General features: G+C 66.5%; 24 protein-coding genes. 7 read left to right on the top strand and 17 right to left on the bottom strand.

The window, feature by feature from the left end; translation table 11 throughout:
- Window positions 1–68: 68 nt before the first annotated feature.
- The 3 genes from TZ00_RS18120 to mscL are packed head-to-tail and all read left to right on the top strand — an operon-like array spanning window position 69 to window position 1519.
- Window positions 69–647, top strand: coding sequence for a 5-formyltetrahydrofolate cyclo-ligase (locus tag TZ00_RS18120; protein ID WP_044443864.1), 579 nt, complete (start codon window positions 69–71; stop codon window positions 645–647).
- A 49-nt stretch (window positions 648–696) separates the two neighbouring features.
- Complete coding sequence (locus tag TZ00_RS19525) at window positions 697–1065, top strand: FmdB family zinc ribbon protein (protein WP_078715532.1); 369 nt, start codon at window positions 697–699, stop codon at window positions 1063–1065.
- Between the two features lie 22 nt (window positions 1066–1087).
- The gene (mscL, locus tag TZ00_RS18110; protein WP_044443862.1) at window positions 1088–1519 is read left to right on the top strand and encodes a large conductance mechanosensitive channel protein MscL; all 432 of its coding nucleotides are present in this window, start codon (window positions 1088–1090) and stop codon (window positions 1517–1519) included.
- Between the two features lie 22 nt (window positions 1520–1541).
- Here the strand turns inward: mscL and TZ00_RS18105 are convergent, their stop codons facing one another.
- Window positions 1542–1784: a hypothetical protein gene (locus TZ00_RS18105; RefSeq protein ID WP_044443861.1), complete on the bottom strand. Its 243-nt coding sequence runs from the start codon at window positions 1782–1784 to the stop codon at window positions 1542–1544.
- Between the two features lie 11 nt (window positions 1785–1795).
- A complete protein-coding gene (locus tag TZ00_RS18100) occupies window positions 1796–5584 on the bottom strand; it encodes an AAA family ATPase (RefSeq protein ID WP_238579755.1) in 3789 nt (1262 codons plus the stop codon).
- Between the two features lie 130 nt (window positions 5585–5714).
- Between TZ00_RS18100 and TZ00_RS18095 the strand changes: the two genes are divergently transcribed.
- Window positions 5715–6797 carry an LLM class flavin-dependent oxidoreductase gene (locus tag TZ00_RS18095; RefSeq protein WP_202965872.1) on the top strand — a complete coding sequence of 361 codons (1083 nt, stop codon included), beginning with the start codon at window positions 5715–5717 and terminating at the stop codon, window positions 6795–6797.
- An 8-nt stretch (window positions 6798–6805) separates the two neighbouring features.
- Here the strand turns inward: TZ00_RS18095 and TZ00_RS18090 are convergent, their stop codons facing one another.
- From TZ00_RS18090 to TZ00_RS18070, 6 genes are all read right to left on the bottom strand, one after another.
- Window positions 6806–7510, bottom strand: a complete 705-nt coding sequence (locus tag TZ00_RS18090) for a glycosyltransferase family 2 protein (protein WP_044443860.1) — start codon at window positions 7508–7510, stop codon at window positions 6806–6808.
- Window positions 7507–8880, bottom strand: coding sequence for a bifunctional PIG-L family deacetylase/class I SAM-dependent methyltransferase (locus TZ00_RS18085; RefSeq protein WP_044443859.1), 1374 nt, complete (start codon window positions 8878–8880; stop codon window positions 7507–7509). The genes TZ00_RS18090 and TZ00_RS18085 overlap by 4 nt, the downstream gene beginning before the upstream one ends.
- A complete protein-coding gene (locus TZ00_RS18080) occupies window positions 8877–9878 on the bottom strand; it encodes an acyl-CoA dehydrogenase family protein (protein WP_044443858.1) in 1002 nt (333 codons plus the stop codon). Before TZ00_RS18080 ends, TZ00_RS18085 begins: the two co-directional genes overlap by 4 nt.
- Window positions 9879–9990: 112 nt before the next feature.
- The gene (locus tag TZ00_RS19520) at window positions 9991–10164 is read right to left on the bottom strand and encodes a CsbD family protein (RefSeq protein ID WP_078715552.1); all 174 of its coding nucleotides are present in this window, start codon (window positions 10162–10164) and stop codon (window positions 9991–9993) included.
- A gap of 123 nt (window positions 10165–10287) precedes the next feature.
- Window positions 10288–10509 (bottom strand): hypothetical protein, encoded by a 222-nt coding sequence (locus TZ00_RS18075; RefSeq protein ID WP_044443856.1) that lies wholly within the window; start codon window positions 10507–10509, stop codon window positions 10288–10290.
- 84 nt (window positions 10510–10593) lie between these two features.
- Window positions 10594–11040, bottom strand: coding sequence for a hypothetical protein (locus TZ00_RS18070; RefSeq protein ID WP_044443854.1), 447 nt, complete (start codon window positions 11038–11040; stop codon window positions 10594–10596).
- A 72-nt stretch (window positions 11041–11112) separates the two neighbouring features.
- Between TZ00_RS18070 and TZ00_RS18065 the strand changes: the two genes are divergently transcribed.
- Window positions 11113–11898: a DUF817 domain-containing protein gene (locus TZ00_RS18065; protein ID WP_044443894.1), complete on the top strand. Its 786-nt coding sequence runs from the start codon at window positions 11113–11115 to the stop codon at window positions 11896–11898.
- Window positions 11899–11917: 19 nt separating this feature from the next.
- Here TZ00_RS18065 and TZ00_RS18060 read toward each other — a convergent pair whose 3' ends face one another.
- The 5 genes from TZ00_RS18060 to TZ00_RS18040 are packed head-to-tail and all read right to left on the bottom strand — an operon-like array spanning window position 11918 to window position 15669.
- Window positions 11918–12394 carry a MerR family transcriptional regulator gene (locus TZ00_RS18060; protein ID WP_044443852.1) on the bottom strand — a complete coding sequence of 159 codons (477 nt, stop codon included), beginning with the start codon at window positions 12392–12394 and terminating at the stop codon, window positions 11918–11920.
- Window positions 12391–13278: an SDR family NAD(P)-dependent oxidoreductase gene (locus TZ00_RS18055; protein ID WP_044443850.1), complete on the bottom strand. Its 888-nt coding sequence runs from the start codon at window positions 13276–13278 to the stop codon at window positions 12391–12393. The genes TZ00_RS18060 and TZ00_RS18055 overlap by 4 nt, the downstream gene beginning before the upstream one ends.
- A 50-nt stretch (window positions 13279–13328) precedes the next feature.
- Complete coding sequence (locus TZ00_RS18050; protein WP_044443848.1) at window positions 13329–14129, bottom strand: amino acid ABC transporter ATP-binding protein; 801 nt, start codon at window positions 14127–14129, stop codon at window positions 13329–13331.
- Window positions 14116–14784, bottom strand: coding sequence for an amino acid ABC transporter permease (locus TZ00_RS18045; protein ID WP_044443846.1), 669 nt, complete (start codon window positions 14782–14784; stop codon window positions 14116–14118). Before TZ00_RS18045 ends, TZ00_RS18050 begins: the two co-directional genes overlap by 14 nt.
- Window positions 14785–14838: 54 nt before the next feature.
- Window positions 14839–15669, bottom strand: coding sequence for an amino acid ABC transporter substrate-binding protein (locus tag TZ00_RS18040; RefSeq protein ID WP_044443844.1), 831 nt, complete (start codon window positions 15667–15669; stop codon window positions 14839–14841).
- A 208-nt stretch (window positions 15670–15877) separates the two neighbouring features.
- On the opposite strand from TZ00_RS18040, the gene cofG reads away from it, so the two are divergent.
- Both cofG and TZ00_RS18030 read left to right on the top strand, forming a co-directional pair.
- Entirely contained in the window at window positions 15878–18310 is a 2433-nt protein-coding gene (gene cofG / locus TZ00_RS18035; protein WP_152631264.1) for a 7,8-didemethyl-8-hydroxy-5-deazariboflavin synthase CofG, read from the top strand.
- On the top strand, window positions 18307–20373 hold the full coding sequence (locus tag TZ00_RS18030) for a flavin-containing monooxygenase (RefSeq protein WP_238579754.1): 2067 nt from the start codon (window positions 18307–18309) through the stop codon (window positions 20371–20373). The genes cofG and TZ00_RS18030 overlap by 4 nt, the downstream gene beginning before the upstream one ends.
- Here TZ00_RS18030 and TZ00_RS18025 read toward each other — a convergent pair.
- The 4 genes from TZ00_RS18025 to TZ00_RS18010 all read right to left on the bottom strand — a co-directional run bounded on the left by TZ00_RS18025 (window position 20349) and on the right by TZ00_RS18010 (window position 25695).
- Complete coding sequence (locus TZ00_RS18025; RefSeq protein WP_044443842.1) at window positions 20349–20978, bottom strand: DUF6630 family protein; 630 nt, start codon at window positions 20976–20978, stop codon at window positions 20349–20351. The genes TZ00_RS18030 and TZ00_RS18025 overlap by 25 nt on opposite strands.
- A gap of 125 nt (window positions 20979–21103) precedes the next feature.
- The gene (locus tag TZ00_RS18020; protein WP_044443841.1) at window positions 21104–22165 is read right to left on the bottom strand and encodes an acyltransferase family protein; all 1062 of its coding nucleotides are present in this window, start codon (window positions 22163–22165) and stop codon (window positions 21104–21106) included.
- A gap of 9 nt (window positions 22166–22174) precedes the next feature.
- Window positions 22175–23461, bottom strand: a complete 1287-nt coding sequence (locus TZ00_RS18015; protein ID WP_044443839.1) for a glycosyltransferase — start codon at window positions 23459–23461, stop codon at window positions 22175–22177.
- Window positions 23458–25695 (bottom strand): glycoside hydrolase domain-containing protein, encoded by a 2238-nt coding sequence (locus TZ00_RS18010; protein WP_044443837.1) that lies wholly within the window; start codon window positions 25693–25695, stop codon window positions 23458–23460. The genes TZ00_RS18015 and TZ00_RS18010 overlap by 4 nt, the downstream gene beginning before the upstream one ends.
- Window positions 25696–25722: the final 27 nt, after the last annotated feature.

Genomic DNA, 25722 nt, shown 5'->3' with positions numbered 1-25722 from the left:
ATGCCACGTAGTCGATGCGCCGGATTGCGAAACACGGGCGATACATACATGCAACTAAAATCTCTTAGATGGTCACCGACCCGAGCAACATCAAACGCGCACTTCGAGCCGAGCTCCGAGAGCGACGTAGAACTCGAACGTCCGTCGAGCGGGCATCCGCCACCGAGGGCTTCACCCGCAACCTGCAGAAGCTGGTCACAGACACGGGCGCGGGCTTCATCTCGTGCTATCTGTCGGCCACGCACGAGCCGAACACCCGCGAGTTCCTCAACTGGGCGCAGGCGAACGGCATCCGCACCCTGTTTCCCATCGCCAGGGAGGACGGCCTACTCGACTGGACCCACGGCGACGGTGAATCAGAAGCCGAGGGCCTGTTCGGCATGCCCGAACCCATCGGCGAGATTCTCGGCCCGATGATCATCAACGATGTCGATCTCATCATCATCCCTGCCGCCGCAGTCGACGCCTCCGGGGTCAGACTGGGCTGGGGTCGGGGATACTTTGACAAGACGTTGGGAAGCATGCAGAAGTGCCCTCCCGTCTACGCCGTGATCTTCGACGACGAATTGCTCGAAACCGTTCCTCGCGAGATCCACGACCAGCCCGTCGACGGCGTCGTCACCCCCACGCAGATCATCACGTTCTAACCCGCGCCGTTCGGCACGTCGTTCCACCGTTTTCAAGGAGTCATCTTCCGTGCCCACCTATTCGTACCGCTGCACCGAGTGCACAAACGCCTTCGACATCCACCAGGCATTCACCGACGACTCCCTCACGGTGTGCCCCGTCTGCGGCGGAAAACTCCGCAAGGTGTTCAGCGCCGTCGGCGTGACGTTCAACGGGTCGGGTTTCTACCGCACCGACTCGCGCGCGGGCGAGAAGTCGGCCGGCACAAGCGGCTCGAGCAGCACAGGCAAGGCGAGTGGATCGGGCGAATCGTCGTCATCCTCCACGCCCGCTGCGCCGTCGACCTCGTCCAGCTCCGGCGGTTCGAGCGGATCCAGCAGTTCGAGCGGCTCGAGCGGTTCGTCAACGCCTGCCGCATCCGGCAGCTCGGCCAAATAGAGAAGCGATAAGGAAAAGCACCATGCTCAAAGGATTCAAGGAGTTCGTCCTCCGCGGAAACGTTATCGACCTGGCTGTCGCCGTGGTCATCGGCGCGGCATTCAGTGCCGTCGTCAAATCGATCGTCGATAACGTCATCACTCCTGTGCTTGGCGCTGTAGGCGGGGCTGAGAGTCTCGTCGGAGCGTTCCCGATCGCCGTCGGCAAGAGCACCATCGAGTTAGGCACCGTGCTTGCCGCGATCATCCAATTTTTGATCGTCGCCGTGGTCGTCTACTTCGTGTTCGTGCTGCCGATCAATCACCTCAAGAAGGTGGCCTTCATCAAGAAGCAGCAGCCAACTCCCGACGACGCGGTCACCTCTCCCCCGACCGAGGCCGAACTGCTCACCGAGATCCGCGACCTGCTCGCCAAGCAGCAGGCATCGTCGTCGGGCACTCCACACGACGCCTGATCAGGTCAGGGAGACGGCTCGCTCACCAGTGCGGCGGCTTCTCGAGCTTCAGCCTGTCGTCGTTCTTGTCGCTGCCGCGCGGCGAAGGATCGCCCCACGAGGCGTCCGTGTCTTCGTCGGCTTTCTCCACGGCCGAGCCATCGGCTCGCTGAGGTGTCGGGTCTGAGCCGGCCACGGCATCCGTTGTGACGCGGCGACGCCCTGTTCGGCGAACCGTCGGCTCGGCGCACGCAGAATCGGCATCGTTCGTCTCTTTCGGCACCACGGGAGCCGAGCCTATCGGGAGAACGGAAGCGGCGCCGTCTCGTCGGTGCTGGGCGAGGTCGGCTGCCTGTCGACGGCCTTGAGCTCGCGCACCCCGATGATCTGGGCGATGCGCGAGGCAACGGCCTCGGGGTCGCTGAACAGTTCGAAGCTGTGCACCCTCAGGTAGTGCCAGCCCAGTCGTCTGAGCATGTCGGGACGCAGGCGAAGAGACTCGCGCAGGCTCGAAGCGTGCACCACCGAATCCGTCTCGATGGCGATCGCGCGGCCGTCGTGCGAGGCCACGAGCGTGAGCTTGCCGCGGTGTTCGAATGCCACCTCGAGGCCCCGTGATCCGAGCCGTCGGGCCAGGTCGATCAGCAATGCATCGCCCGGGCTCGAGAACGTGTCGGGGGTGGGCCCGGATTCGACCTCGGTGAGGATCTGACGCAACGCCACGATGCCGTGGGCCATACGCTCTTCATCGATGTCGTGCGGGTGGAAGCAGCTGACGATGTCCATCGAGCGGCGAGCACGAGTCATGCCCACGGCGAGTAGTCTTTCGCCGCCGGGACGCCCCAGCGCACCGAAGTTCGTGAGCACGCGGCCGTGGGTGGTCTTGCCATAGCCCACTGAGAAGATCACACGGTCGCGGCTCTGGGCGACCGACTGGTCGAGAGTGGCGACCATAAACGGCTCGGCGCGGTCTTTCAGAATGAAGTCGCTCAGATCGCTGCGCTTGGCGAAGGCCGACAGAACCGCCTGCTGCACGCGCACGGCGTGACGCGGGCTGGCCGTGATGACCATAAGCGATTCGCCCGGGTAGTTGATGGCGTGGTCGAGCACCAGCGCCACGACCCGATCGACCTCGTCGTCGACGCTCTCGACTGCACCAGTCTCGGTGTCGGGCATTCCGCCGCGACCCTCCACGTAGTGCAGGGCGAGGCTGCCGTGGCCGAGGAAGGTTCCGGCCCAGGGAAGAGAGTCGATCTTTCCGCCGTAGAAGCGGTGATTCACGAGCTCTGCCAGGTCTTCGCCGCCCGCACGGTAGCTGCGCGTCAGAGGAAGTGTCGGCACCAGTTCGGCGAGTCGGGCCAGCGCAGACTCGGCATGCAGTTCTTCGACGGACTGCTCGGCCTGAGCACGGTTCGACGAGTCGGGTGTCGCCGCGATGGCGATGTCGAAGCGCGACGGAGTCTGCGTCACCGGGTCACCGAACGCAACGACCTGACGTCCACGACGGATCGCTCCAACGTTCTCTGCCAGAGTCGTCGCTCCCGCGTCGACCAGAATGACGGTGTCGAAGTGCAGCGAGTCGGAGATCTCAGCGATCTCGTAGGGAGAGGCGAGCCACACGGGCGCAAGGACGCGACCCAGGTGCGGGGCCGCCTCGTGCAAGGCCTGCGAATCGACGCCGTCGGTGCGCAGAATGTTCTTGAGGGCCGCAGCCTCTTCGGGATAGTCGACGAGTCCGACGCTCCATGTCTCGGCGAGCTGCCATGCGAGGAGAGCGCCACTTGCTGAGGCGTGTGCTTCGTCGACCAGCCTGAAGTCGGCTTCGAGCCGATCGAGCACAGAGGTGTTCGCGCCCAGAAGCGCCCTGTCGTTGGCGAGCATCAGTTCGAGAACCGACTGCCACCAGGCGAGCTCCAGCTCATCGGCCACGGCGCTTTCGGGCACGTGCCTCTGCGAGAGGTCGGTCAGGAGAGGGTCGAGCGAGTGCTCGCGAAGCGTGTCGAGGAGCGCCGTGCGCTCCTGCAGATTGGCAAGAACCTCGGAGTCGGCGGCAAGCCCCTCGACCATCGATACGAGCTCGTCGATGGGCAGACTCGTCAGCTGCCTGGCCGTGCCCACGGTGCCCAGTGGCACGTCGAGCTGAGCCAGATCTTCAGTGACCCGCTGGTAGGCGACCTGAACATCGGCGATACCGATGGGGATTTCCGGCGGGATGCCCGCTGCGGCGAAGCGGTACCAGAGGGTGCGCTGCTGCTGAATGTGTTTGAGGGCCTCGTTGAGGTCACCGATGTGTACTCCGGGCCGCACGTACTCTCGCGCCAGGCCGCGCAGGCGTCGACGGCTCGTCGACGAGAGCTGCGGCGAGTCGCGACGGTTCGAGGTCGCCGCGATCAACTCGGTCAGCGAACGATCGAACACCACGGGAAGGAACTTGTCGAGCGTCTCGCGCAGATCGAGCAGCAGGCGCAGGTAGACGCCGAGCTCAGTAAGCGTGGCGAAGGGCCGCATGCGGGTCTGTCCGATCAGTTCCCATGCGCCCGAAAGCAGTGTGGGAAGGTCGGTCTTGTGCAGTTTCTTGGCAAGCTGGTGTGCACTGTGGGCATCGTCGGACGATGCGAACGCGGCGCCGTACCAGGGAGAGTCGTCTGGCCCGTAGCGGAACTCGCCCAGGGCCGCGGCCTTGCTCAGAGTCTTCGCCGCCTGGACGCGGCCAGAGGCCAGCCCCTCCAGGGCATGTCGATCGAGGCGAGCCTTGGTGGAGGGAGGCGTCTGGAGCAGTTCGAGGCGTGCGAGTTCGCGAAGCGCATCCAGAACCGAGACCTTGAGCACGGGGTCGACCCGGCCGAGCGAGCTGCGGTAGTCGAGCAGAACGCCGCGCAGGCGCACAAGAGCCTCATCGACGTCGGCGACATGGGGCTGCCTGGCCTTCTCGTTGCGACCGATCGACTGGATCAGATCGCGGCGCAGCGTGCGCGGCGACACAGCCACGCCGGGCAGGCCGACGTCGGTGAGGCGCCTGGCGATTCCGCGCAGGCTGAGACGACGGGGGCTCACGACGAGAACGCGCTTGTTCTGCGCGATGAGAGCGCCGACGGCGTTGACGATGGTCTGGGTGCCGCCCGTTCCGGGCAGAGTCTTGACCACGAGCGAGTTGCCTGCGCCGATCTGAGCGATGACGTTCTCTTGCTCGGGGTCGGCATCGAGCAGGAGTGTGTCGGTGGCGGGCGGGCGCTGGTCTTGCGGCGTCGCGTCGACCGGGTGATAGCCGTCTTGAACGCCGCGGCGGGCCGTGACGTTACCCGCGAGAGCGTCGAGAACCGGATGCGCGAGGTCGACGGCATCGTCGACCAGCGCATGGCTCACATCGGCGAAGGTCGAGACGGCGAGACGGGGGCTGACGCTGAACCACGCCAGCTGCGAAGTGAGACCGCGCAGCTGGTCGATGACGGGCTGCGGCTTGAAGACGCCGTTGTTGACCGCAAGCGCCACGAGTGCATCGGCATCGAGTTCGATCTGGAACTGCTCGGACAGGGCGCGAACGAGCTCGGGGTTGACCGTGGGACCGCCGCGCAGCTTGAGTTCGAAGTCACGTCCGTAGCGACGAACAGACACGGGGCGCAACAGCACCGGGGCACTGAAAGACTCCTGCTCGAGTCGCCACTCCGCGAATCCGATACCAAGATTGACGGCATCGATGCCACGCACGCTGCGAAGCTCGACGCCCTTGTCGGTGATCGCTGCGGCCGCGAGGCGGGCGGTGCGCAGGGCCAGCTCGTCGCGAATGAGGCTCGAGAGCAGCGTGGCGTTGCCCGTAATGAACTGCGCGAGTCCTCCGGGGTGGGTCGCCGAGAGGTCGATGCGGTTTCGAGGCGAGTCGTCGAAGTGGATGAGCGGTGATACTCCACCTACCCTGCTGAGCTCGTCTCTCCAACGCTCTCGATTGGGCTCGACCCGGCTTTCGCTGGTGAGGTTGGTAAGAGGTCGACCGCCCTTTTCAGGCGCGGTCTGGCGACCCCAGGCCGACGAGTCGTCGTCGGCCGCAGTCGGAATTCCGTCTGCATCTAGTTTCTTATCGGCGCGCCACACACGGTTACCTTAAGCGCGCCACGCCCGAAATCCTGGCATCTGCGAGGGGTTTCGCCGCATTTGTCCGGTTTCGGCCGAGACCTTCGAGACCGCGGAATACCGGCGGACATCCGAAGCGTTGACCAAGACGATGCTGAAACTCTCCGTTCTCGACCTCCTGCCCGTGCGCACCGACCAGACGAGCGCCGACTCCGTCGCTGCGGCTGTCTCTCTCGCGCGACGAGCCGACGATCTCGGCTTCACCCGATACTGGGTCGCCGAGCACCACAACATGGAGGCCGTCGCGGCGACCTCTCCGGCCGTGCTGATCGCCCATCTGGCGGCGAACACAAGCCGAATCCGGGTCGGATCAGGCGGAGTAATGCTGCCCAATCATGCCCCTCTCACCGTGGCCGAGCAGTTCTCTCTACTCGAGGCCATGCACCCCGGTCGCATCGACCTCGGCATCGGGCGAGCACCCGGCTCCGACCCCGTCACGGCATACATGCTGCGCGGCACGCGAGCCGAGGAGTCGGGAGTGGATTCGTTCCCCGGCGACGTCGAGCTGGTCGCCGGACTTCTCGGCTCCGACGACACGCCGATCGCCGATGCTTTCGACGCCGCATCGCAGCCGGGGGTCGTTATTCCGCTTCGCGGCCGTGACTACTCGCTGCGCTCGACCCCGCGCACGGCATCCTCGCCCATGCTCTGGCTGCTGGGCTCGAGCACGTACAGCGCCCAGTTGGCCGCTCGCCTCGGAATCGCCTTCGTCTATGCCCACCATTTCGGGCAGTCGGGTATCGACAGCGCACTCGACCTGTACCGCCGTGAGTTCCAGCCGTCTCCCGCACTCGCCGAGCCGACGACGTTCCTCACGGTCAACGCTGTGGTCGCCGACACCCGAGACGAGGCCGAAGCACTCGCTCTCCCCCAGCTCATCACGATGGCCCGGCTCCGTTCGGGCAGCACCCTCGGCCCTCGTATGACGGTCGAGCAGGCCCAGGCCGTGACGCTGAACCCGATGGAGGAGGATCTCGTGGCCGACCAGTCGGCGCGATGGATCATCGGAACGCCCGACACGGCAGGGGCGCAGCTGACGGCTCTTGCCACGAAGTATGGAGTCGATGAGGTCATGGTGTCGCCGATCGCCTCAGACCACGACGGCCAAGACGTTCGAGTCGGCGCCGGCGCGGAGCGCACCCTCGAGCTTCTCGCCGCGCAGCAGAACAGCTAAGACTGCGGCTAACCCGCGATGGCGCGGAGTACCTCTGAATACCCGTCGGGCGCCCGACCCAGCAATCGCGACGAGGTGAGTACAGCGGCGCGTGCAGTGCTGGCCGCCTCGAGTCCGAGGTTCTCGAGCGCCGCGACGAGTGCCGCGTCTTCTCCTGTGGCCACGTCGGCGAACCCTCCCGCGGCCAGGTAGTGATCGGCCCGCACCCCGAGGTTGGCCCCGTGCACGTTGCGGTGGCTTTCGCGCAGCGGATGCCGGCGCAGGTAGTGCGCGAGCCGCTCGGCCTCAAGCCCGTCCTCATCGGGGCGAACGGCACCGAGCAAGATCGCGTGCCCTGCCTCGGCTGCCTCCAGTTGCACGCACAACCAGTCGGCAGAGACTGCCGAGTCCGCGTCCGTGTTGGCGATCCAGATGTTCTCGGGCGGCACAGCATTGGCCGCGAGCGCCCGCTCGATGCCGCGTGCGCGTGCCGATCCCACCTTGCCTGCCGAGCTGACGACTGCGTCGACGGTCGATCGCCGGGCGACGATCTGCGCCGTGCCGTCGATGCATCGATCAAGCACAACGACGATGCGCACATCGGGGAGGTCGGTCGGCCGGGTGCCGCGAAGCCGTTCGACCGCCGCTTCCAGCGCGTCGAGACAGCGGGCGATCGTCTTCTCTTCATTTCGGGCCGGAACGACGACGACGAGCTGCCTGATGCGAGCGCTCACGCCAACCCCTCCGCCGACGCGACCGATGCCGTTCCGGGGCGACCGAAGACATCCAGAAGAAAGTCGTCGTCGTCATAGCCCCCAACCCGCACGAGCTTGGCAGAGCGGCGGAATGCCTCATGCACGTCGTCGCCCCGCATGGGGTAGTCGCTGACAGGGTGCCTCCAGTGGCACGCGATCACGATGCCCCCGTCGTTCAGACTGTCGGATGCTCGGCGCACGAGTTCGTCTAGACGATCAGGCGAGAGGTAGTACCCCACTTCGGAGACGACGATCAGGTCGAACGTCTCGTCAGGCCACTCCTGGGGAAGGGCGCGGCGTTCGAAGCGAACCTCGGAGCGGCCGGCCAGACGGTGCGCGGCGGCATCGAGCGGCGCCTGGGCGATGTCGGTGGCCAGCATGTCATCGACGCGATCCGCCAGTTCAGCCGTGAGTACGCCGATCGAGCAGCCGATCTCGAGCGCCGAGCCGAAGCGTCGCCGCGGGAGCGCTGCCAGCGTGAGGGCACGTTTGCGCTCCTCGTACCATCGTGTCTCGAAGCCCCAGGGATCGGTGCGTCCCTCATAGAAGGTGTCGAAGTATCCCTGGGCCAACGACTCGTGAGAGTTCGGCGCCACCGGCTCGTCGGCGACGAAGAAGGTCTCGAAGTCACGGCGAAAATGCGCAGCGAACGATGAAGAGACGATCGCCTCGTCTCCCGGAGCGTCAGAGAGCGGCTCGGTCTGGCTCCGGTGGAGCCCCAGCGCGACCACCTTGGCCACGGCGGCTTCGCGGCCAAGCAGCACGGTGCGAAGTCTCTGCCACGGCCACGCCGGCGAGTCCGGCCGGCCCCAGTGCCAGCCCCAGATCGGGTACTCGACGAGCGTCGCGCCGGCGGCTTCGACCGCCGCTGCGGCCGCGTCGCCTGCGGCGGTGTGATCCGGATGCCCGTCGCCGCGCCAGGGTGAGACGACCAGCACTCCGGCATGGTCGCCGATACACGCCCTGACCGCAGCCGTCAGCGAATCGGCATTCTGCCGGAGCTCGCCGTCCGGGAGACCGAGGAGCTGCACCGGGGCTCCCGGCGCGAGGGCGTCGATCGCTCCCACGACCTCGGCGCGACGAATGACGGTTAGACGTTCAGGAGCGAATGTCTTCGACTCGGGATGCGAATGCTCTCCGGCCGTCGCGACGATCACGGCCACGGGAATGCCTGCAGCGTGCGCCGTGGCGATGAGGCCTCCCGCTCCGAGCGTCTCGTCGTCGGGATGGGCGGCGACGACCACGAGCAGCTCGACGCCGCCGAGACCCAGCGCCTGAACGCTCGCCCACTCAGCTGTGGCGAGCCATGCCGAATCCGACGTGCCCGCATCTCGATGGTCGAAGCTCACCGCGCCGACTCCTCTGAGAGGATGCGCCTGCCCAGCGATGCCTCATCGCGCTCGGCGTGGTGCTGCCGCACATAGAGTTCGAGATCGGCCACGCGTCGCGCATGCTCCGCCTCGAGGGCGAGGGGCGCCGGGCCGAGCGAGTGAGCCACGCGGCGGAGCACGTCTTCGACGACGGTTGCCACGACGATGCGAACGCGCGCGGCCAGTATGCGCCCGTCGACGCCCTCGGCTGTTCGTTCGTCGATACTGCGGCCGGCGTTGTCCAACGTGACCCGCGCGGCGAAGAGCCCGGCATCGACGGCGCCGAGGTGCATCAGCGCGATCTGATCCGGCTCGCGATTCGCCGAACGCGCGCCGGACAGCATCCGATGCGCAAGGCCTTCGGCTCCTCCCAGCCAGCACGCCGCGACGCCGATGCCACCCCAGGCGAAGCCCGGCCGGTCGAGATACCAGTCGTCGGCGCCAACGGGCGCTGCGACGACGTCGTCGAAATCCACGGCTCCGCTCGGCACTCCCTGAAGACCCAAGGCGACCCACTCACCACTGCGCGCCGTCACGCCGTCAGCTCGAAGATCCACGTCGAACAACCGCCGGTGGCCGTCTGCCGTGTGCGCCGTAACCAGGGCACGGTCGAGCAGGTGCGCCATGGAACACCACGGCTTCGTGCCCGACAGACGGAATCCTCCGTCGGACTCCCGGGCATCGAGACGCACTCGCGGCCCCTCGGCGGCGAACACGCCCCAGGCGCCCGCCTGCGGTTCAAGACCCGCCTCGGCGAGGATCGCACGAGCATCCAGATGCGCCTCGACGACTCGTGCCGCGGTGAGGTCGGCACGGCCGAGAGCCCGGAACAGCTCGAACAGGGCCGGCGTCTCGCCGGAGCCGGGTAGAGGTGCGTCGTTGCAGATCGACAGCGCGAGGTCGACGGCCCGCTGCGGATCGCCCGCGACCTCAGCCGCTTTCCCTGCCCAGAATTCGAGGCGTTCAGCGACGGACACCCGATACTCCTTGCGTCATAAGAAACTCCCCCATCCAGACGAATGCCGGGGCACCCGTGGTGCCCCGGCATTCCCGGTCATCATGCGTCAGCCTGTGGCCGCGCCAAGACCGTCAGTGCTTGAAAGCGTCTTTGACGTTCTCTCCGGCCTTGCGGGCGTCTGCGCCTACCTGGTCGGCCTTGCCCTCGGCTTCGAGGCGCTCGTTGCCTGTGACCTTGCCTGCGGCTTCCTTCGCCTTGCCGGCCAGGTCATCTGCGGCGTTCTTGACTTTGTCGTCGAATCCCATGGCATCCACCTTTCGTCTTCCGGAATCCTTGTGAGTCCCGGCACGCGTTTCACGCTACGCCCCACGCGCACGTGGTGGACGGGGGCTTGTGATGCCTCCTGCGATCAGTTACAGGCACACCGATCAGTTGGGGATCTCTTGCGGAGTGTCTCCCACCAACTCGTAAGAGATCGGTTCGGGCGTGACGGGAACGACGAGTCGCCAGACCCTCTCCTGCGATTCGCCCTCGGCATCGAAGACCTCGACGATCGTCTCGCGGGGCTTGCCATCGACGAAATGCTCGACGGTCTCCTTGCCCTCTGAGAGTCCGCCTGATTGCAGCAGTGCACGATACGTGTCAGCCATGGAATCCAACCCCTTTGTCGATTCCGGAAACAGTTCCCGGGTGACCTCAGTTTCGTGGATCGTGCTGCCCCGCGTCCACCCCTTTCAGACCGAGGCGCTGGATGCCGCCACTAGCGTGAGCACGGCCCGCCCGTAGGCGTCGGCCGGGTCTGCGGCCGTGTGACTCGACGGCGTGCCCCGAAAGACGATGTCGACACGATACTCGGGCGCCGAGTCCTCCGAGGTCTCCAGCCGCACGAGTGACCGGAAAGCACCTCGGAGCATCCCGCGGAGCTGGTCTTCACGAGGCAGCCACAACGCCTCGTGCAACTCGACCGAGTCGAGCGCCCACTCCGTCGTGCCGTTGAAACCGAGAATGGTTCCGGTGGGATAGTGCTGGGCCTCGATGGTCATGTCGCTGACGGTGAAGACCTCGGCGTCGAGCGCCTCGGGGTCGAATGCGGGAGTATCAATCGAGAAACGATCCCCCGAAGCCGGCTTCCACACCAGCCCGGCATCGCGCAGTGATCGGGCGAGTTCGACGGTGATCATGCAGCCATTATGTATCGGCACGCTGCGCTGGGGTTCAGCGGAGCCGCCATCGTCGCACGCTATGCTCCGGCGATGACCACAACCACAGCGAGGGCAGGGTCTCTTCTGCTCGATCTGCTCGACTTCGGTCTCAAGCAGGCGCTCTCGTGCCTCTTCGCCGTCTCGATCGTTCTGGGCCTTGCGATCACCCACTTCGTCGACTTCGGGCTCGCCCGCTACGACACGATGCTCGTCTGGTGCATCATCGTGCAGATCGTGCTGCTCGCGACGAAGATCGAGACGCGCGACGAGTTGCTCGTCATCTGCATGTTCCACGTGCTCGGCCTCGCACTCGAAGTCTTCAAGGTCGCCGTCGGTTCGTGGACATACCCCGACGAGGGTCTGCTTCGCATCGGCGATGTTCCCATCTACAGCGGATTTATGTACGCGGCGATCGCGAGCTACATCTGCCAGGCGTGGCGCCGATTCGATCTCGACATCGACTCCGTGCCGATGATTCCCACGATGATCACGGCCATCCTCTTCTACGTGAACTTCTTCACGAATCACTGGCTGCCCGATATGCGGTGGCCGTTGCTGATCGTGGTCGCCGTGCTGATGCGCAAGACGTGGGTGCGCTTCAGGGTTCGTCAAACGGTCTACCGGATGCCGCTGCTCATCTCGTTCCTGCTCATCGGCTTCTTCATCTGGTTCGTCGAGAACGTCGCAACGATCCTCGGAGCTTGGAGTTACCCCGGACAGGAGGCCGGGTGGACCCTCGTGCACGCGAGCAAAATCGGCTCGTGGATGGTACTGGTGATCTTCAGCTTTATGCTCGTGCTCTGGTTCAAACAACGCAAGAAGTCGCTCGTCGCCTGACTACCGGTCTGGGCGCAAACTACTCAGTTGCGGGCGCTCCGTTGTAGCTCTGGATCTTGTACTCGGTTGTCTCGAGGGCGAGGGTGAGTTCACGAAGTTGCCGGCGAATACGCTCCCGCTGGTCGAGCATCATCTCGCGCCGCTCAGAGGTGGTGTGCTCGCCCTGTTCCACAAGCGCGATATACCGCTTGAGGTCGAGCATCACCATGCCAGATACGCGCATGCGGGTGAGGAACACCAGCCGTCTGAGATCCGCAGCGCCGTACACACGATGGCCTGCGCCGTCGCGCTGCGGCCGGACGAGCCCTTCGCTCTCGTAATAGCGGAGGGTGTGGGCACTCAAACCGACAAGCGCTGCCGCATCGGCAACGCCAATGAGGGGCATCTCGGCTTCAATCGTGGAGTCGTCGAGCAGCTCACGCAGCGCTTCGACCGTCGCGTGATCGACGGCACTGTGCTCCTCAAGCAGCCGGGCGATCAGGGAGGCTGTCGTCATGGTGTCACGCTACCGCCGGATGGTCGCGGCCTGGTCGGTTCTGCGTCAGGAAAGTCTGCCGACCGCGACAACGCAGCCAGCTCCTCGACGTTCCTCAGTTCGCGTCGGTACAGCTCCGTGAGGTTGTAGACAGCCTCGTCGCCGAGCGGGAGCCTGAGCGGAGGATTGTGCCGATCGAGCACCTGCCGAATCACTGCAGCACCCCGCGCGGGGTCACCTTCCTGCCGCCCGGACACGGCAGAGAGATCGCGGCGAATGCCCGCGAGCACTCCGTCGTACTCGGTTCGCTGTGGCGCCGAGACGAGAACGTCGACATCGTTGAATCCCGTGCGAAATCTGCTCGGCTCGACGATGAGTACCCTGATTCCGAAGGGGGCGACCTCGGCGGAGAGAGCTTCAGACCACCCCTCGAGTGCAAATTTTCCTGCCGAGTAGCTGCCTACGCCGGCAAAAGACAGCCGGCCGCCCTGACTGCTCATCTGCACGATCGCGCCGCTCTCCTGCTCTCTCATAACGGGAAGCACCGAACGAACGAAGGCAGCGGGGCCGAGAAGGTGCTGGGCGATCATGTCGCTCAACTGCCCATCAGAAACCTCTTCGGCGGCTCCGAGCTGCCCCGCACCGGCATTGTTGACGAGAATGTCGACCCTCCCGAAACGCTCCCGCGCCGCGTGCACGATACCGTCCGCGCCGTCGACGTCGCGCACGTCGTGCGCCACGGCCAGAAAACGCTCCGGGTGCGCGTCTGCGAGGGGCTCGAATCGGTCGATGCGCCGCGCCGTGCCGACCACCTGCTCACCGGCCGCGAGAGCGGCCTCGGCTAGGGCGCGGCCCAGACCTGAGCTGGCGCCAGTGATGATCCATGTCTTCGTCGATGTACTCATGCTCGAAACGGTAAGACTTCGAGTGCGCTCGAACGCAAGTACAGCGTCGTCTACCGGTCGAGCAGGCGGTGCAGGAACTGTTTCGTGCGCGCCTCGCGGGGATTCTGCAGCACCTCCGACGGCGGGCCGGACTCGACCACAACACCGCCGTCCATGAACACGATCGTGTCCGCGACGTGCGAGGCGAAGGTGAGCTCGTGCGTCACGAGCACCATCGTCCAGCCCTCTGCCGCGAGCTCTCGAATGACGTCGAGAACGTCTCCGACAAGCTCGGGATCGAGAGCCGACGTGGGCTCATCGAAGAGCAGCAACTGAGGCTTGAGGGCCAGGGCGCGCACGATGCCCACCCGCTGCTGCTGGCCGCCGGAGAGTTCGAACGGATACGCATCGGCCTTCGCGCCGAGACCGACGCGTTCGAGCAGCGCACGCGCATCCGCTATCGCCTCGGCCTTCGGCCGTTTCTGCACCTGCACTGGGCCCTCGATCACGTTCTCGAGAACCGTACGGTGCGGGAACAGGTTGAACTGCTGGAAGACCATGGCGGAGCGATCGCGCAGTGACGCGAGCTGCCTCTTGCTGGGAGCCTGCGCGAAGTCGACGACGTCGCCGCCCGAGAACTCGACGGTGCCCGCCTCGGGCACCTCGAGGCCGTTGAGCGATCGCAGCACGGTGGTCTTGCCTGAGCCCGAGGGACCGATCAGGGCGACCACGTTTCCGCGAGGCACGGTGAGGTCGATCGACTTCAGCACCTCGACATCGCCGAAGCTCTTGCGGATGCCGCGGGCTGTCAGTAGGGGCGCCTCGATCGGCGCATCCACGGGTTCAGGGGCGAGGGGATCAGTGGGCGACATAGCGGTCCAGTCTCTTCTCGAGCACGGACTGGGCGCTCGAGAGCACGAGGCAGATCACCCAGTAGACGACGGCGGCCTCGATGTACAGCGCCATGAACTCCTGGCTGAACGCCGCGATCTGCTGCGCCTGCCTGAACAGCTCGGTCACCAGAATGAGCGAGGCGAGCGACGTGTCTTTGACGAGGCTGATGAAGGTGTTCGAGAGCGGAGGAACGGAGACCCGCGCGGCCTGCGGCAGAATCACCCGAACCAGCGTCTGCCCACGCGACATGCCGATCGTGTAGCCGGCCTCCCACTGCCCCTTCGGCACAGAGAGAATGGCGGCCCGAATCACCTCAGCCGCATAACCGCCGACGTTGAGCGAGAAGGCGATGATGGCGCTCGGCCACGGGTCGACGATAATTCCGATCGACGGCAGCCCGTAGAAGATCACGAACAGCTGCACCAGCAGGGGCGTGCCCCTGATGATCGAGATGTACCCGCGGGCGAGGCCAGACACGACCCGGATGCGCGACAGCCGCATCAACGCGACGCCGAGGGCGATGACCAGACCGAGTGCGAACGAAAGCAGTGCGAGCGGAATGGTGCCGGTGAGCGCACCACCCACGATGGGAAGCAGCGATCGCAGCAGCAGTTCCCACAGCGATTCGGTCATTCGTCAATCCTCGCGCACGGAGGTGTCATCGATCGAGCCTATTTCGCGACAGTCTTACTGCGTGACATCGCTTCCGAAGTACTTGTCGGAAATCTTCGCGAGCGTTCCGTCTGCGCGAAGGTCATCGAGCGCCTTGTCGACGGCCTGCTGCAGTTCGGTGTTGCCCTTGGTGAAGACGAACGCGTTGAGCGAGGGGTCGTCTGTCTCTGCGGCGATCTTGAGCCCGGTGTCACCCTTCTGCTTCTCGTAGTCGAGGAACGTGAGGTTGTCGTTCACCGTGGCGTCGACGCGACCCTGCTCGAGCAGCGCGACTGCCTGTGCCCAGCCCTCGACGGCCTCGACGTTGGCGCCGTTCTTCTGGGCCAGTTCGTACCAGTTGCTCGTAAGCGACTGCGCCGTGGTCTTGCCCGCGAGATCGGCGAACGACGTGATGTCGGTGTTGTCGTCTTTCACCACGATGACGCCGGGGCTCACCGTGTAGGGCTTGGAGAAGTCGTACTTCGCCGTGCGCTCGTCGTTGATCGAGACCTGGTTGGCGATCACGTCGAAGCGGCCGGCCTCGAGGCCCGCGAAGATCGCATCCCACTGGGTCTCTTCGAACTTCGCCTTCACTCCGAGCTTGTCGGCGACGGCCGTGATGATCTCGACGTCGTAACCGGTGAGTTCGCCAGTTCCGTCTTCGTGGTAGCTGAAGGGCTTGTAGGTGCCTTCGGTGCCCACCGTGAGAACTCCGGCCTCCTGGATCGCGGCCAGCGAGTTCGCCTTCAGTTTGCCATCGCTCGTCGCTCCGTCGGATGTCGACGACGGGCTCGCGCAGGCGCCCAGGGCAAGGGTTGCGGCTGCAGCGAGCGAGATGAGCGCGACGAAAGAGGATGAGCGTTTCACGGGTGGTCCTTTGCTGTGTGGCTGAGGTGTCAGGGTAGCCAGCGCTCGACGCCCCTCGAAAATTCCGTGACGCCGCATGACGGGCCGCCCGGGGCATCCGAAATCGAGCCGCGCGTATAGTGGAAGGCAATCAGCACGCGGGCCTGGATTTGGGCTCAACGGTCCTCTGTCGAGTACCAGCCCCACTCCCCCGCGACGAAAGATGCCGATGATCGACGACTTCTCCGTTCCACCGGTGCATGAGATTCAGGATGCGCTGGGGCGCGTCGAGCGGGGCGCTGCGGTCACACAGGCCGACGCCGAGCTGCTCTTCTCGGCCCGCGGCGATGAGCTCGAGCGGCTGCTCGCCGTGTCGTCGCGGCTGCGCGACGAGGGTCTCGACGCGTCCGGCCGTACAGGCGTCATCACCTACTCGAAGAAGGTGTTCGTCCCGGTCACGCACCTCTGTCAGGACCGCTGCCACTACTGCATCTTCGTCGAGACGCCCAACAAGCTCGCCACCAAGGGCAAGCCCATCTATATGTCGCCGGAGGAGATTCTCGAGGTCGCTCGGGCCGGCGCGGCCCTCGGCTGCAAGGAGGCGCTGTTCACCCTCGGCGACCGCCCCGAGAACCGCTGGCCTGTCGCGCGCGAATGGCTGGATGCCCACGGCTACTCATCGACTACCGACTACATCAGGGCCATGGCGATTCTCGTGCTCGAGGAGACGGGACTGCTGCCCCACCTGAATCCCGGTGTGATGTCGTGGAGCGAGCTGCAGGCCCTTCGACCCGTCGCCCCATCCATGGGCATGATGCTCGAGACCACCGCGACGCGGCTCTGGTCGGAGAAGGGCGGCGTGCACTACGGATCCCCCGACAAGGACCCCGCGCTGCGTTTGCGCGTGCTCGACGACGCGGGCCGGTCGAAGGTTCCGTTCACCACGGGTGTACTTCTGGGCATTGGCGAGAACAATGCGGAACGCGCCGAGGCGCTGTTCGAGATCCGCGCCTCGCACGAGCGGCACGGGCACATCCAGGAGACGATCGTTCAGAACTTCCGAGCGAAGCCGCGCACGGCGATGCAGAACGAGGTCGACCTGGCTCTGCAGGAGTACGTCGCGGCCGTGGCCGTGGCCCGCGTCGTGATGGGGCCGGATGCCACGATCCAGGCGCCGCCGAACCTCACCGACGCGCACGAGCTGGGCCTGCTGCTGCGCGCCGGCATCGACGATTGGGGCGGAGTAAGCCCGCTCACCGCCGATCACGTCAACCCGGAGCGTCCGTGGCCGGAGCTCGACACCCTCGCGGCACTCACGCAAGACGCCGGATTCGAGCTGCGCGAGCGGCTCACCGCGCATCCGCAGTTCGTGCGCGAGCCCGACGAGTGGATCGATGCGCGCATAAGGCCGCACGTCGAGGCGCTGGCCGCACCGAACGGACTCGCTGAGGAAGACGCGCCCGTCGTCGGCCGCCCGTGGCCTCGTTCCCTGAGCCTGTCGAAGGGAACCCCCGCGACCCCAGCCCTCCTCGCGGCCTCGACCACCCCGGCAGCCCTCAGCGATGCCCACTACCTCGACCTTCTCCAGGCGACCGGCGCAGAACTCGACGCGCTCGCCTCGCTCGCCGACGACATCCGCCACGACACCGTCGGCGACGACGTGACCTTCGTGATCAACCGCAACATCGACTCCTCTCTCTACGGGGTCGATTCGGCGAACGGTCTCACCCTCGAACACATCGGCGAGCTCGCCGATGAGGCCGCGTCGCTCGGAGCGACCGAGCTGTGCATCCAGGGCGCTGTTCCGAGCCACATGCCGGCCACGGCATATCTCGACATCGTGCGCGCCATCCGGTCGCGCCAGCCCGGCCTGCACCTTCACGCCTTCCGCCCGACCGAGATCTCGGATGGCGCGCGCCGGCTCGGTCTGTCGCTGCCGGAGTACCTACAGGCTTTGCGCGAAGCGGGAGTCAACAGCGTGCCGGGAACGGGCGCGCGCATTCTCGACGACGACGTGCGCCGCATTCTCAGCGAGGACGGAGACCCGCCAGCGTCGGAGTGGATCGCGTCGATGGCGGCCGCTCATCGCGCGGGCCTCCGCTCCACCGCGACCATGATCTACGGCCACGTCGAAACGCCCGCTCAACAGCTCGCCCACCTGAGAAGACTCGCCCGCCTACACGACGAGACCGGCGGATTCACCGAGTTCATTCCTATGCCGTACGTACGGCTGGATGCCCCGGCGCCGGTCGCGCGCGTCGCCGGCCCCGGTCCGGATGCGCGCCAGACCCGCGCGGTGCACGCCGTCGCGCGCCTGCTGCTGCACGGGCGCATCGACCACGTGCAGGCGGCATGGACGAAGCTCGGACTCGCCGAGAGCCAGTCGGTGCTGCGCGGCGGCGCCGACGACCTGGGCGGGCTTCTGCTCGACGGAACGGCCCGACCCGAAGCCGGGGCCGAAGCGCATCGCTCGCTCACCATCGCCGATCTCGAGCGAACGGCGAATGAGATCGGGCGGGGCGTGCGGCAGCGCACCACGAGCTACGGCTCTCCGACGCCAGAGCAACTACGCTTCGCGAGACGTACCGATGCGCCGCCCGCCACTCGGCTACAGCTTCCGATCTCCGAGCGCCGCGGTTCGCTCGAGCCCGCCCGGCGATGACTCTGCACGACGAGGCGCGCACGGCGGGTGCGGCGAGCGCCAGCGCGAGCCCGTCGGCCGCGTTGCGCTCCACCGTCGTGCTGCTGCACGGACCGGGAGGTGGCGGGGCCGCAGACTTCGACTTCCTCCGGCCGATGCTGGCGCGCACCCGCGACGTGCTCACGATTCGGGTGCCCGACGCCGCGGGCCGTCGCGTCATCGACTGGAACGAGTCCCTGGCTGACACCGTCGGGGGCGCCACCGTCGTGGCGATCGGCGGTCATTCGTCGGAGGCGATCCGAGCAGCGCGCCACGGCGCCTCGCTCGTCGGGCGCATCGTGCTCATCGATCCGGAGCCCGCCGATGCGGACGCGGGCGCGCATGGCATGGACGAGTCACGCGTTCTCGTGCTGTCCACGAGCGACGAGCGTCGCACGCTGCTCGACCGACCGGCGCGGATTCTGAGCCTCATCGAGGAGTTCATCGACGGGGCGAGGGCCGACCGCGCGCCCGACACGACCCGATCGGCGGTCGCTGCCGCAGGCATCCGGAACACCGTCGCGCGCACCTCGCTCGACGGCGCGACCGAGGTAGACACCGTGATCGTCGGAGCGGGCTTTGCGGGACTCGGCGCGGGCATCCGCCTGGCTCGACGGGGCGAGGGGTCCTTCGTGATCCTCGAGCGCGCGAACGATGTGGGTGGCACCTGGCGCGACAATGTGTACCCCGGCGTCGCGTGCGACATCCCCTCGCACCTGTACTCGTTCTCGTTTTTGCCCAAGCCCGACTGGTCGGGTTTCTTCGCGGGCGGCAGCGAGATTCATGGCTACCTGCGCGATGCCGTGCGCACCGAGGGCCTCGAGCGCCATCTGCGACTCGGCTCCGAGGTGCTCGAGATGCGCTGGCTCGCCGACGACAGGCGGTGGCGGGTGCGCACCGGCTCGGGCGACTATGTGTGCCGCACGCTCATCGTCGCCGCGGGGCGCCTGTCGGATGCGCGCATGCCCGAGGTGCCCGGACTCGACACGTTCCCCGGACCGGTGATGCACTCCTCGGCGTGGGACGATTCCGTCGAGCTGCAGGGCCGGCGCGTCGGAGTCGTCGGCACCGGGGCGTCGGCGGCACAGCTCATTCCGCAGCTGGCGCAGACGGCGTCGAGCGTGATCGTGTTTCAGCGCAGCGCCCCCTACGTCGTTCCGCGGCCCGACCGGCCGTACACGCGCGACGAGCAGGCCGGCTTCGCGGCCGATCCGGCGTCGCATGCGGCGATGCGCGACGACCTCTTCTGGGGCGCCGAGACGGCATTCGCCGAGCGGATGCGCGTGCCCGGCTACATCGATCGGCTGCGCGACCGCGCGCTCGGGCACCTCGAGGCGCAGGTCGCCGATCCGGGCCTGCGCGCCGCCGCGACGCCGGACTACGAGATCGGATGCAAGCGGGTGATCATCTCCAACGATTACTACCCGGCGCTCGCCTCCCCATCCGTGACACTCGAACCCTCGGCCCTGCGATCGGTCGCGGGAGGCGTCGCAACATCGGCCGACGGCGCCGAATTCGAGCTCGACGTGCTCGTGTTCGCCACCGGATTCGAGTCGACGCGCCCGCCGTTCGCCGCACGCACCTTCGGTGCTGGCGGCATCCGTCTCGCCGATGTATGGGCCTCGGGCATGCGCGCGCATGCGTCGACGACCGTGCACGGATTCCCCAACATGTTCGTGCTCGACGGGCCGAATGCCAGCCTCGGCCATAACAGCGCCGTCGTCATGATCGAGGCTCAGATCGACTATGTGCTCGCCGCACTCGATCACCGCGACGCGAACGGCGTCGACGCTCTCGACGTGTCGCTCGAGGCGCAGGATGCATACACTCGCGAGATCGACGCGAAGGCCGCCTCGACCGTGTGGCTGACCGGCGGATGCGAGAGCTGGTACGTCGACGAGCGAAGTGGGCGGCTAACACTGCTGTGGCCCGACTTCGCCTACGCCTTCCAGCGACGGCTATCACGCTTCGATGCAGAGAACTATGTGGTCGTCGAGGCGCAGCGACACGCCTCCGTGCTTCAGAGTTCGATCTCACCGGTGTAGTCCCGGCCGCCCTCATGGCGCGCGCGTTCCGGCGTCATCATCTCGACACGATGGCCCAGCTCTGCCGCGAGCGCCACGATGCGATCTCGCTTGGCGCTCTCGACGAGGACCACGGGATACGAGTCGGAGTCGATGTCGAAGACGAGCAGCTCGAGACCGACCGGGGCGAGAAGCGCGTTCGCACGCAGCATGCCGAACGTGAGGTGCGCATCCGCATGGTCGACCGACTGCAGGTCGACCCCGCTCGAGAGCACAACGCTCATTCGGCTCAGCGCCCACGCGAGTTCGGCGGCGTTGTCCTTCCAGTCGAGCTCGTGCGCCAACTCGTTCTCGATGAGCCAGTCGACGAGTGCGAACCAGGGATCTACGTCATCGTCTTCGAGGCCCCGGTTCTCGGCCTCGGCGGCGTGAGCCTCGAGGTAAGCGGTGGGTGACGAGTAGGCCTGCAGCACCACCTCGGCGAGCCCGGCATCCGGTGACAGAAGCCCGACGAGCTCGCGCCAGCGCGCGGCCCCATCGTCGTCGGACGCGTGCGGCCAGGCCGTCGGCGGTTGCACGACGGCGTTGTCGACGGCACGATCGCGGCGGAACGGATTCCAGGCCACGGTCAGTTCCTCGAGACGGTGGGAGCGATTGGCCGGGACATGCCTCCAGCCTGACACTCTCCGCGCGCCAGCGCACTCATCCGGTGCACGCACAAGTCGACGCCGGCGCCGAACCGAAGACGCAGCTAGAGACGAATTGAGCCGGCCCGCGCGCCGAGAACCGCCTTCTTCCACCTCTCCGGCAGCTCGAACAGCACCCGCGCACGTGCGCGGATGAGCAAGCGATGGATGCCGAGCGCAGCGACCACGATCAGTGCCGTTCCGAGCACCGGGGCGAGGTACCGCACCGGAGCGAACTCCAACGACCACCCGACCAGAGGAAGCAGAAAGAGCAGCCAGATCAACGGAAGCTGCAGCACGAAGATCGGCAGCGTGCGCTGACCGATGGCCGAAGCCACCCTCTCGAATGGCCGCCAGCGCACGAGCAGCGCGATCACGACGATCGACACGGCCACCGCAGCGCCGTCGCGCAGCAGCCGCAGCGCTGTCTCGAGAATTGTTCCCTCGGCGCTCTGCTGCCAGGCCAGTTCGCACGCGATGAACGTGCCGACCGAGAGCGGAAGCACGAACGGTCGACGACTTCGCGCGAGCAACTGCAGCGCAGGCGCCGCGTAGACGCCGACGGCAAAGAAGACCGCGTAGTACACGACGTGCAACCAGAGCGCCTCGTCTCGAGTGACAGGCACAGCACCGGATGCGATGGACAGCGCCGCGAGCACGCCCAGCACCGCGCCGCGCGGTACCCGGTTCACACTGCTGAGAACGATCACATAGGCGGCGAGCGCGAAGATGAACCAGAGCATCGAATCGGGAACGAGCAGCTGCTCGAGGTAGTGCAAGGGCGTCATCACCCGAAACGGCACGCCCGGATCGATCACCACGATCGAGAGCACGGCATACACCGTGAGCCAGACAAGGTAGATCCAATACAGCGATACGGCCCGAAGCACCGTTCGACGATCGCTCCACCCCGCGCGAACCCGACGCGACGCCACGAAGCCCGAGACAACGAAGAGCAACGGCAGCCTGAACGCCCCGAAGAACTCCGTCAGCTGCGTCCAGAGCTCCACCCCGTTGCTCGGCGGCGCGAGGGGCGCGTACACGAAGATGCGCACGTGCAGCAGAACGACCAGCAGCACGCAGATGCCGCGCGCGGCATCCACCCACGCGAGCCGAGTCGCGGTCACCGCAGCCGCCTATCGAACGGCAACCGCCCGGCGCACGACCTTATCGAACATGCGGTCGAAGACCACCCTGCGGTCGAACTGCAGGGCGTACTCGCGGGCGCGGGCCGCCCACTCCTCTCGCTCGTCGGCCGTGGTCTCGACGATGGCGCGCACGAGAGCCCGGGCGATCGCATCCGGGTCTTCGACGGGAACGACGATCGCGTGATCGCCGATCGCCTCGCCGATGCCGCCCGTCAGTGTGGTGATGATGGGGCCGCCTCCAGCGAGCATCTTCTCTGCGAGGGCGATGCCGAAGGTCTCCACGAACTCGGGCCGCGGCTTGCTGGGCAGAACGAACGCCGCGCATCCCTTCATCAGATAAGGCTTCTCGGCGTCTCCCACATCATCGAGAAATCGGATGCGCGATGAGACACCGGATGCCGCGGCAGCCGCGCGGAATGCGTCGGCCTGCGGTCCTCGGCCCGCGATCACCAGGGTCTTGTCGCGGTGCACGCCGCTGCGCTCGAAGCCTTCGATGAGCTCTTCGACGCCCTTGGCGTGCGTGAGTCGCGAGAGGAACAGAACGTAACCGTCACGCTCGAGCCCGCGCGATTCCAGCACTTCGTCGAGAACTCCGTCGTCGAGGTCGACGTAGGCGTCGGCATCGATCGCCGGGTACGAGACCGTGATCTTCGCGCGGCACTGCTCGGCGAAGCGCGTTCCGTGCTGCGCGTCGACGCGCTCGGCCTCGCTGATGATGAGCTGGCGGGTGTAGTCAGAGACGGCGACGCAGTAGTCCTGGCTGAGGTAGCTGGTGAGAATGTGGGCGGCGGCGCCGAGCCGGCCCTCCTCCACCGCGGTGCGCACAACGTTGGTGACGTCCGAGCCGACGGCCTCGGCGATGGTGGTGACGTTCACCGGCAGTCCGGTGCCGAGGGCGGCCCGAACGGCGTCTGACGCGGCGATGGTGTGCGGGCTGAGGTAGAGCGAGAGGCACACCGTGGGAACGCCGTCGGTGAAGAGTTCGACGAGACGGCCCGTGATACCGGCGAGGTGGCGACCGTCGGGCACCTTGTAGTCGCCGACGGGCGCCGGGCGCTCCACGATGATGCCGTCGCTGTACGGAAGAACAGAGTCGAGCGGCTTGAGTGGCAGTCCGGCGCGCTCGAGCACGTCGATGGGCCAGGTCACGATGCGCACCTCGTCGAAGCCGCGCTCGAGGGCGGTCTCGGCCAGATTGCGCGCCTCGACCGAGTGGCCGCAGATCACCGGATCTGCTCGCACGATGATCACGAGACGGTTGTCGATGGTGGTCATGGCTTGGCTCCCAAGGTTGGTGAAACGGATGGTTCGCGCGCCGGTCCTGGCCGCGATGGGGGAAGATTCGTGGTGGCCCAGTCGCTGGGTTCGGGGCCGAGTTCGACGAGCAGTTCGCCGCCGCGGTGCAGCTCTGATCCGCTGATCCAGCTGCGCTCGAGCGGGGCACCGTTCAGCTGCATCGACTGCACGTACTGCACCGGACCGCCGTGCACGGGTTCGACGAAGTTCTTCGTGCGCACTCTGAAGCTCTCGTCGCCCACGGCGATGGTTGCCGACGAGAACAGGGGTGCGTTCACGAGAAAAATGTTCTGGCCGGCCACGGGAAACAGTCCGAGCGACGCCCACACGTTCCACGAGCTGAGCCCGCCGGAGTCGTCGTTGCCCGGCAGGCCGCCGCGACCGGTTCCAAACTGCTGCAGCAGAACGTTGTGCACGACCTCGGCCGTGCGATCGGGTCGGCCGGCGTAGTGGTAGGCCCAGGGCGCCTCCATGTCGGGCTCGTTGTTCAGCCCTTCGAAGCGGCCAAGCGCGTAGCCCGCTTGCATCTCGGCGACGCTCGGCCTGTTGCCGGGCTGGGCCACAGCGGGTGCGTCGAAACCGAAGAACTGGTCGAGCTGTGCCACGAACGCCTCGGCTCCGCCGCTGAGCTCGACGCGCGAGGCCATGTCGTGCAGCAGCCGGAACGAGTAGTTGTAGCGGGTTCCTTCGTAGTAGGTGGAGTCTTTCAGCAGCCCGCTCGTCGGATCGAAGGCGTTGACCCAGCGCTCGGCAAGCCCCTCGAACTGCTCTGCGAGCGCCGTGTCACCTACCCGCCGAGCGACCTTAGCCGTGGCCCAGTAGCCGAAGGCGAGGTCGAGGGTGTGGCTGATCGGATGCGTCTCGCCGTGCAGCAGGAATTCCTCGCCGTACGTGCGGCGCAGGTCGTCCGACATGTGCACGAGCGCCCACTCCCAGTCGATGCCGGGCAGCCCGAGCTGGCAGAGATCGGCGAGAAAGGTGTGGGCGAGGGCGCTGCCCTGGCGCGAGAAGCGGTCGCTCCCCCGGGCCATGCGATAGCCGATCGGAAAGTTGCCCTCCTCCTCGCAGATGGTGAGCAGCGCATTGGCCAGTTCCACGGCACGCTCGGGCATCAGGGCAGTGAGCAGCGGCAACTGGGTGCGATAGATGTCCCACATCGTGCTGATGTCGAAGGCGAACGGCCCGTCGCTCGGCCAGAACGGGCTCTCCGATATGGCAAGGCACGGCTTGATCAGCGAGTGGTACAGCGCGGTCGAGAAGACGGTCTGCCGCTTGGTCGACGACGTCTTAACGCTTGCCGACTTCAGCTGCTTGCGCCACTGCCTTTTCGTCTTCTCGCGCCGATGTTCGAAGCGCGCCGGCCCGTCGCCGCAGTCCTCTCGCAGATTGCGACGGGCCTGCTCGACGCCGCGCAGGGAGAAGCCGATGCGCAGCTCGATGGTCTCGCCCGCACGGCTCGGCCCCGCCCACATAAGCCCGAACGGACGCAGAGTCGTAGGCCTGATGTGGTCGAAGTCGAGCCGCTTGCCGCCCGGCATCAGGCGGCGGTCATAGAACAGCATCTGCCGCCACTGCGGGGTGTCGCACTCGATGTACACGGCGATCGGCGTGCCCTCGACAACGATCTCTCCCTGCGCTACGCCCGGCTCGAGCGTCTCGAGGTGTGCACGCAGCGGAATCGTCGCTCCGTAGGGAATCGACAGGCCGCCCAGCGAGAAGTCGATCACGACGCGTGCCCGCGGATCCTCAGGGAACGTGTACCGGTGAACGGCGCTCTTCGGTCCGACGGTCAGCTCTGCTCGCACGCCGGAGTCGAGCGTGGCGGAGTAGAAGCCGGGCTCTGCGGTCTCATCCGTGAGATCCCAGAGCCGGCCCAACGCATCCAGTGGCTCGATCATGGGCGTGACGCGAAAGTAGTTGTAGTACTTGCGAATGGCGCCGGTGCCCGACTGCTGAAAGTGCGTGAAACCGGATGCGGTGGGCCGGTCGTGCAGGGTCGAGGGCACGCCCTCGAGACTCAGGTCGTAGCGGCCGTAGCCGGTGGGATAAGCGCCGGAATAGGCGCAGGCCGAGACCATGCCGAGCGGGTAGGTGGCACCCGGATGTGTGTTGCCGATCTGCGGCTTGGGCCACCACCAGGCAGCGGCGAGGCCGGTCTGTTTCGTCAGGTCGGTCGGCTCGGACCCGATGAAGGGGTCGACGTGGCCGATCATGCGTGTGCCCGCCGTCGATTCATGATG

It is taken from the genome of Agreia bicolorata (assembly GCF_000938265.1).
Lineage (GTDB): Bacteria > Actinomycetota > Actinomycetes > Actinomycetales > Microbacteriaceae > Agreia > Agreia bicolorata.
The sequence above is the reverse complement of the archived record's forward strand: the minus strand, read 5'-3'. Positions and strand labels throughout refer to the sequence as shown.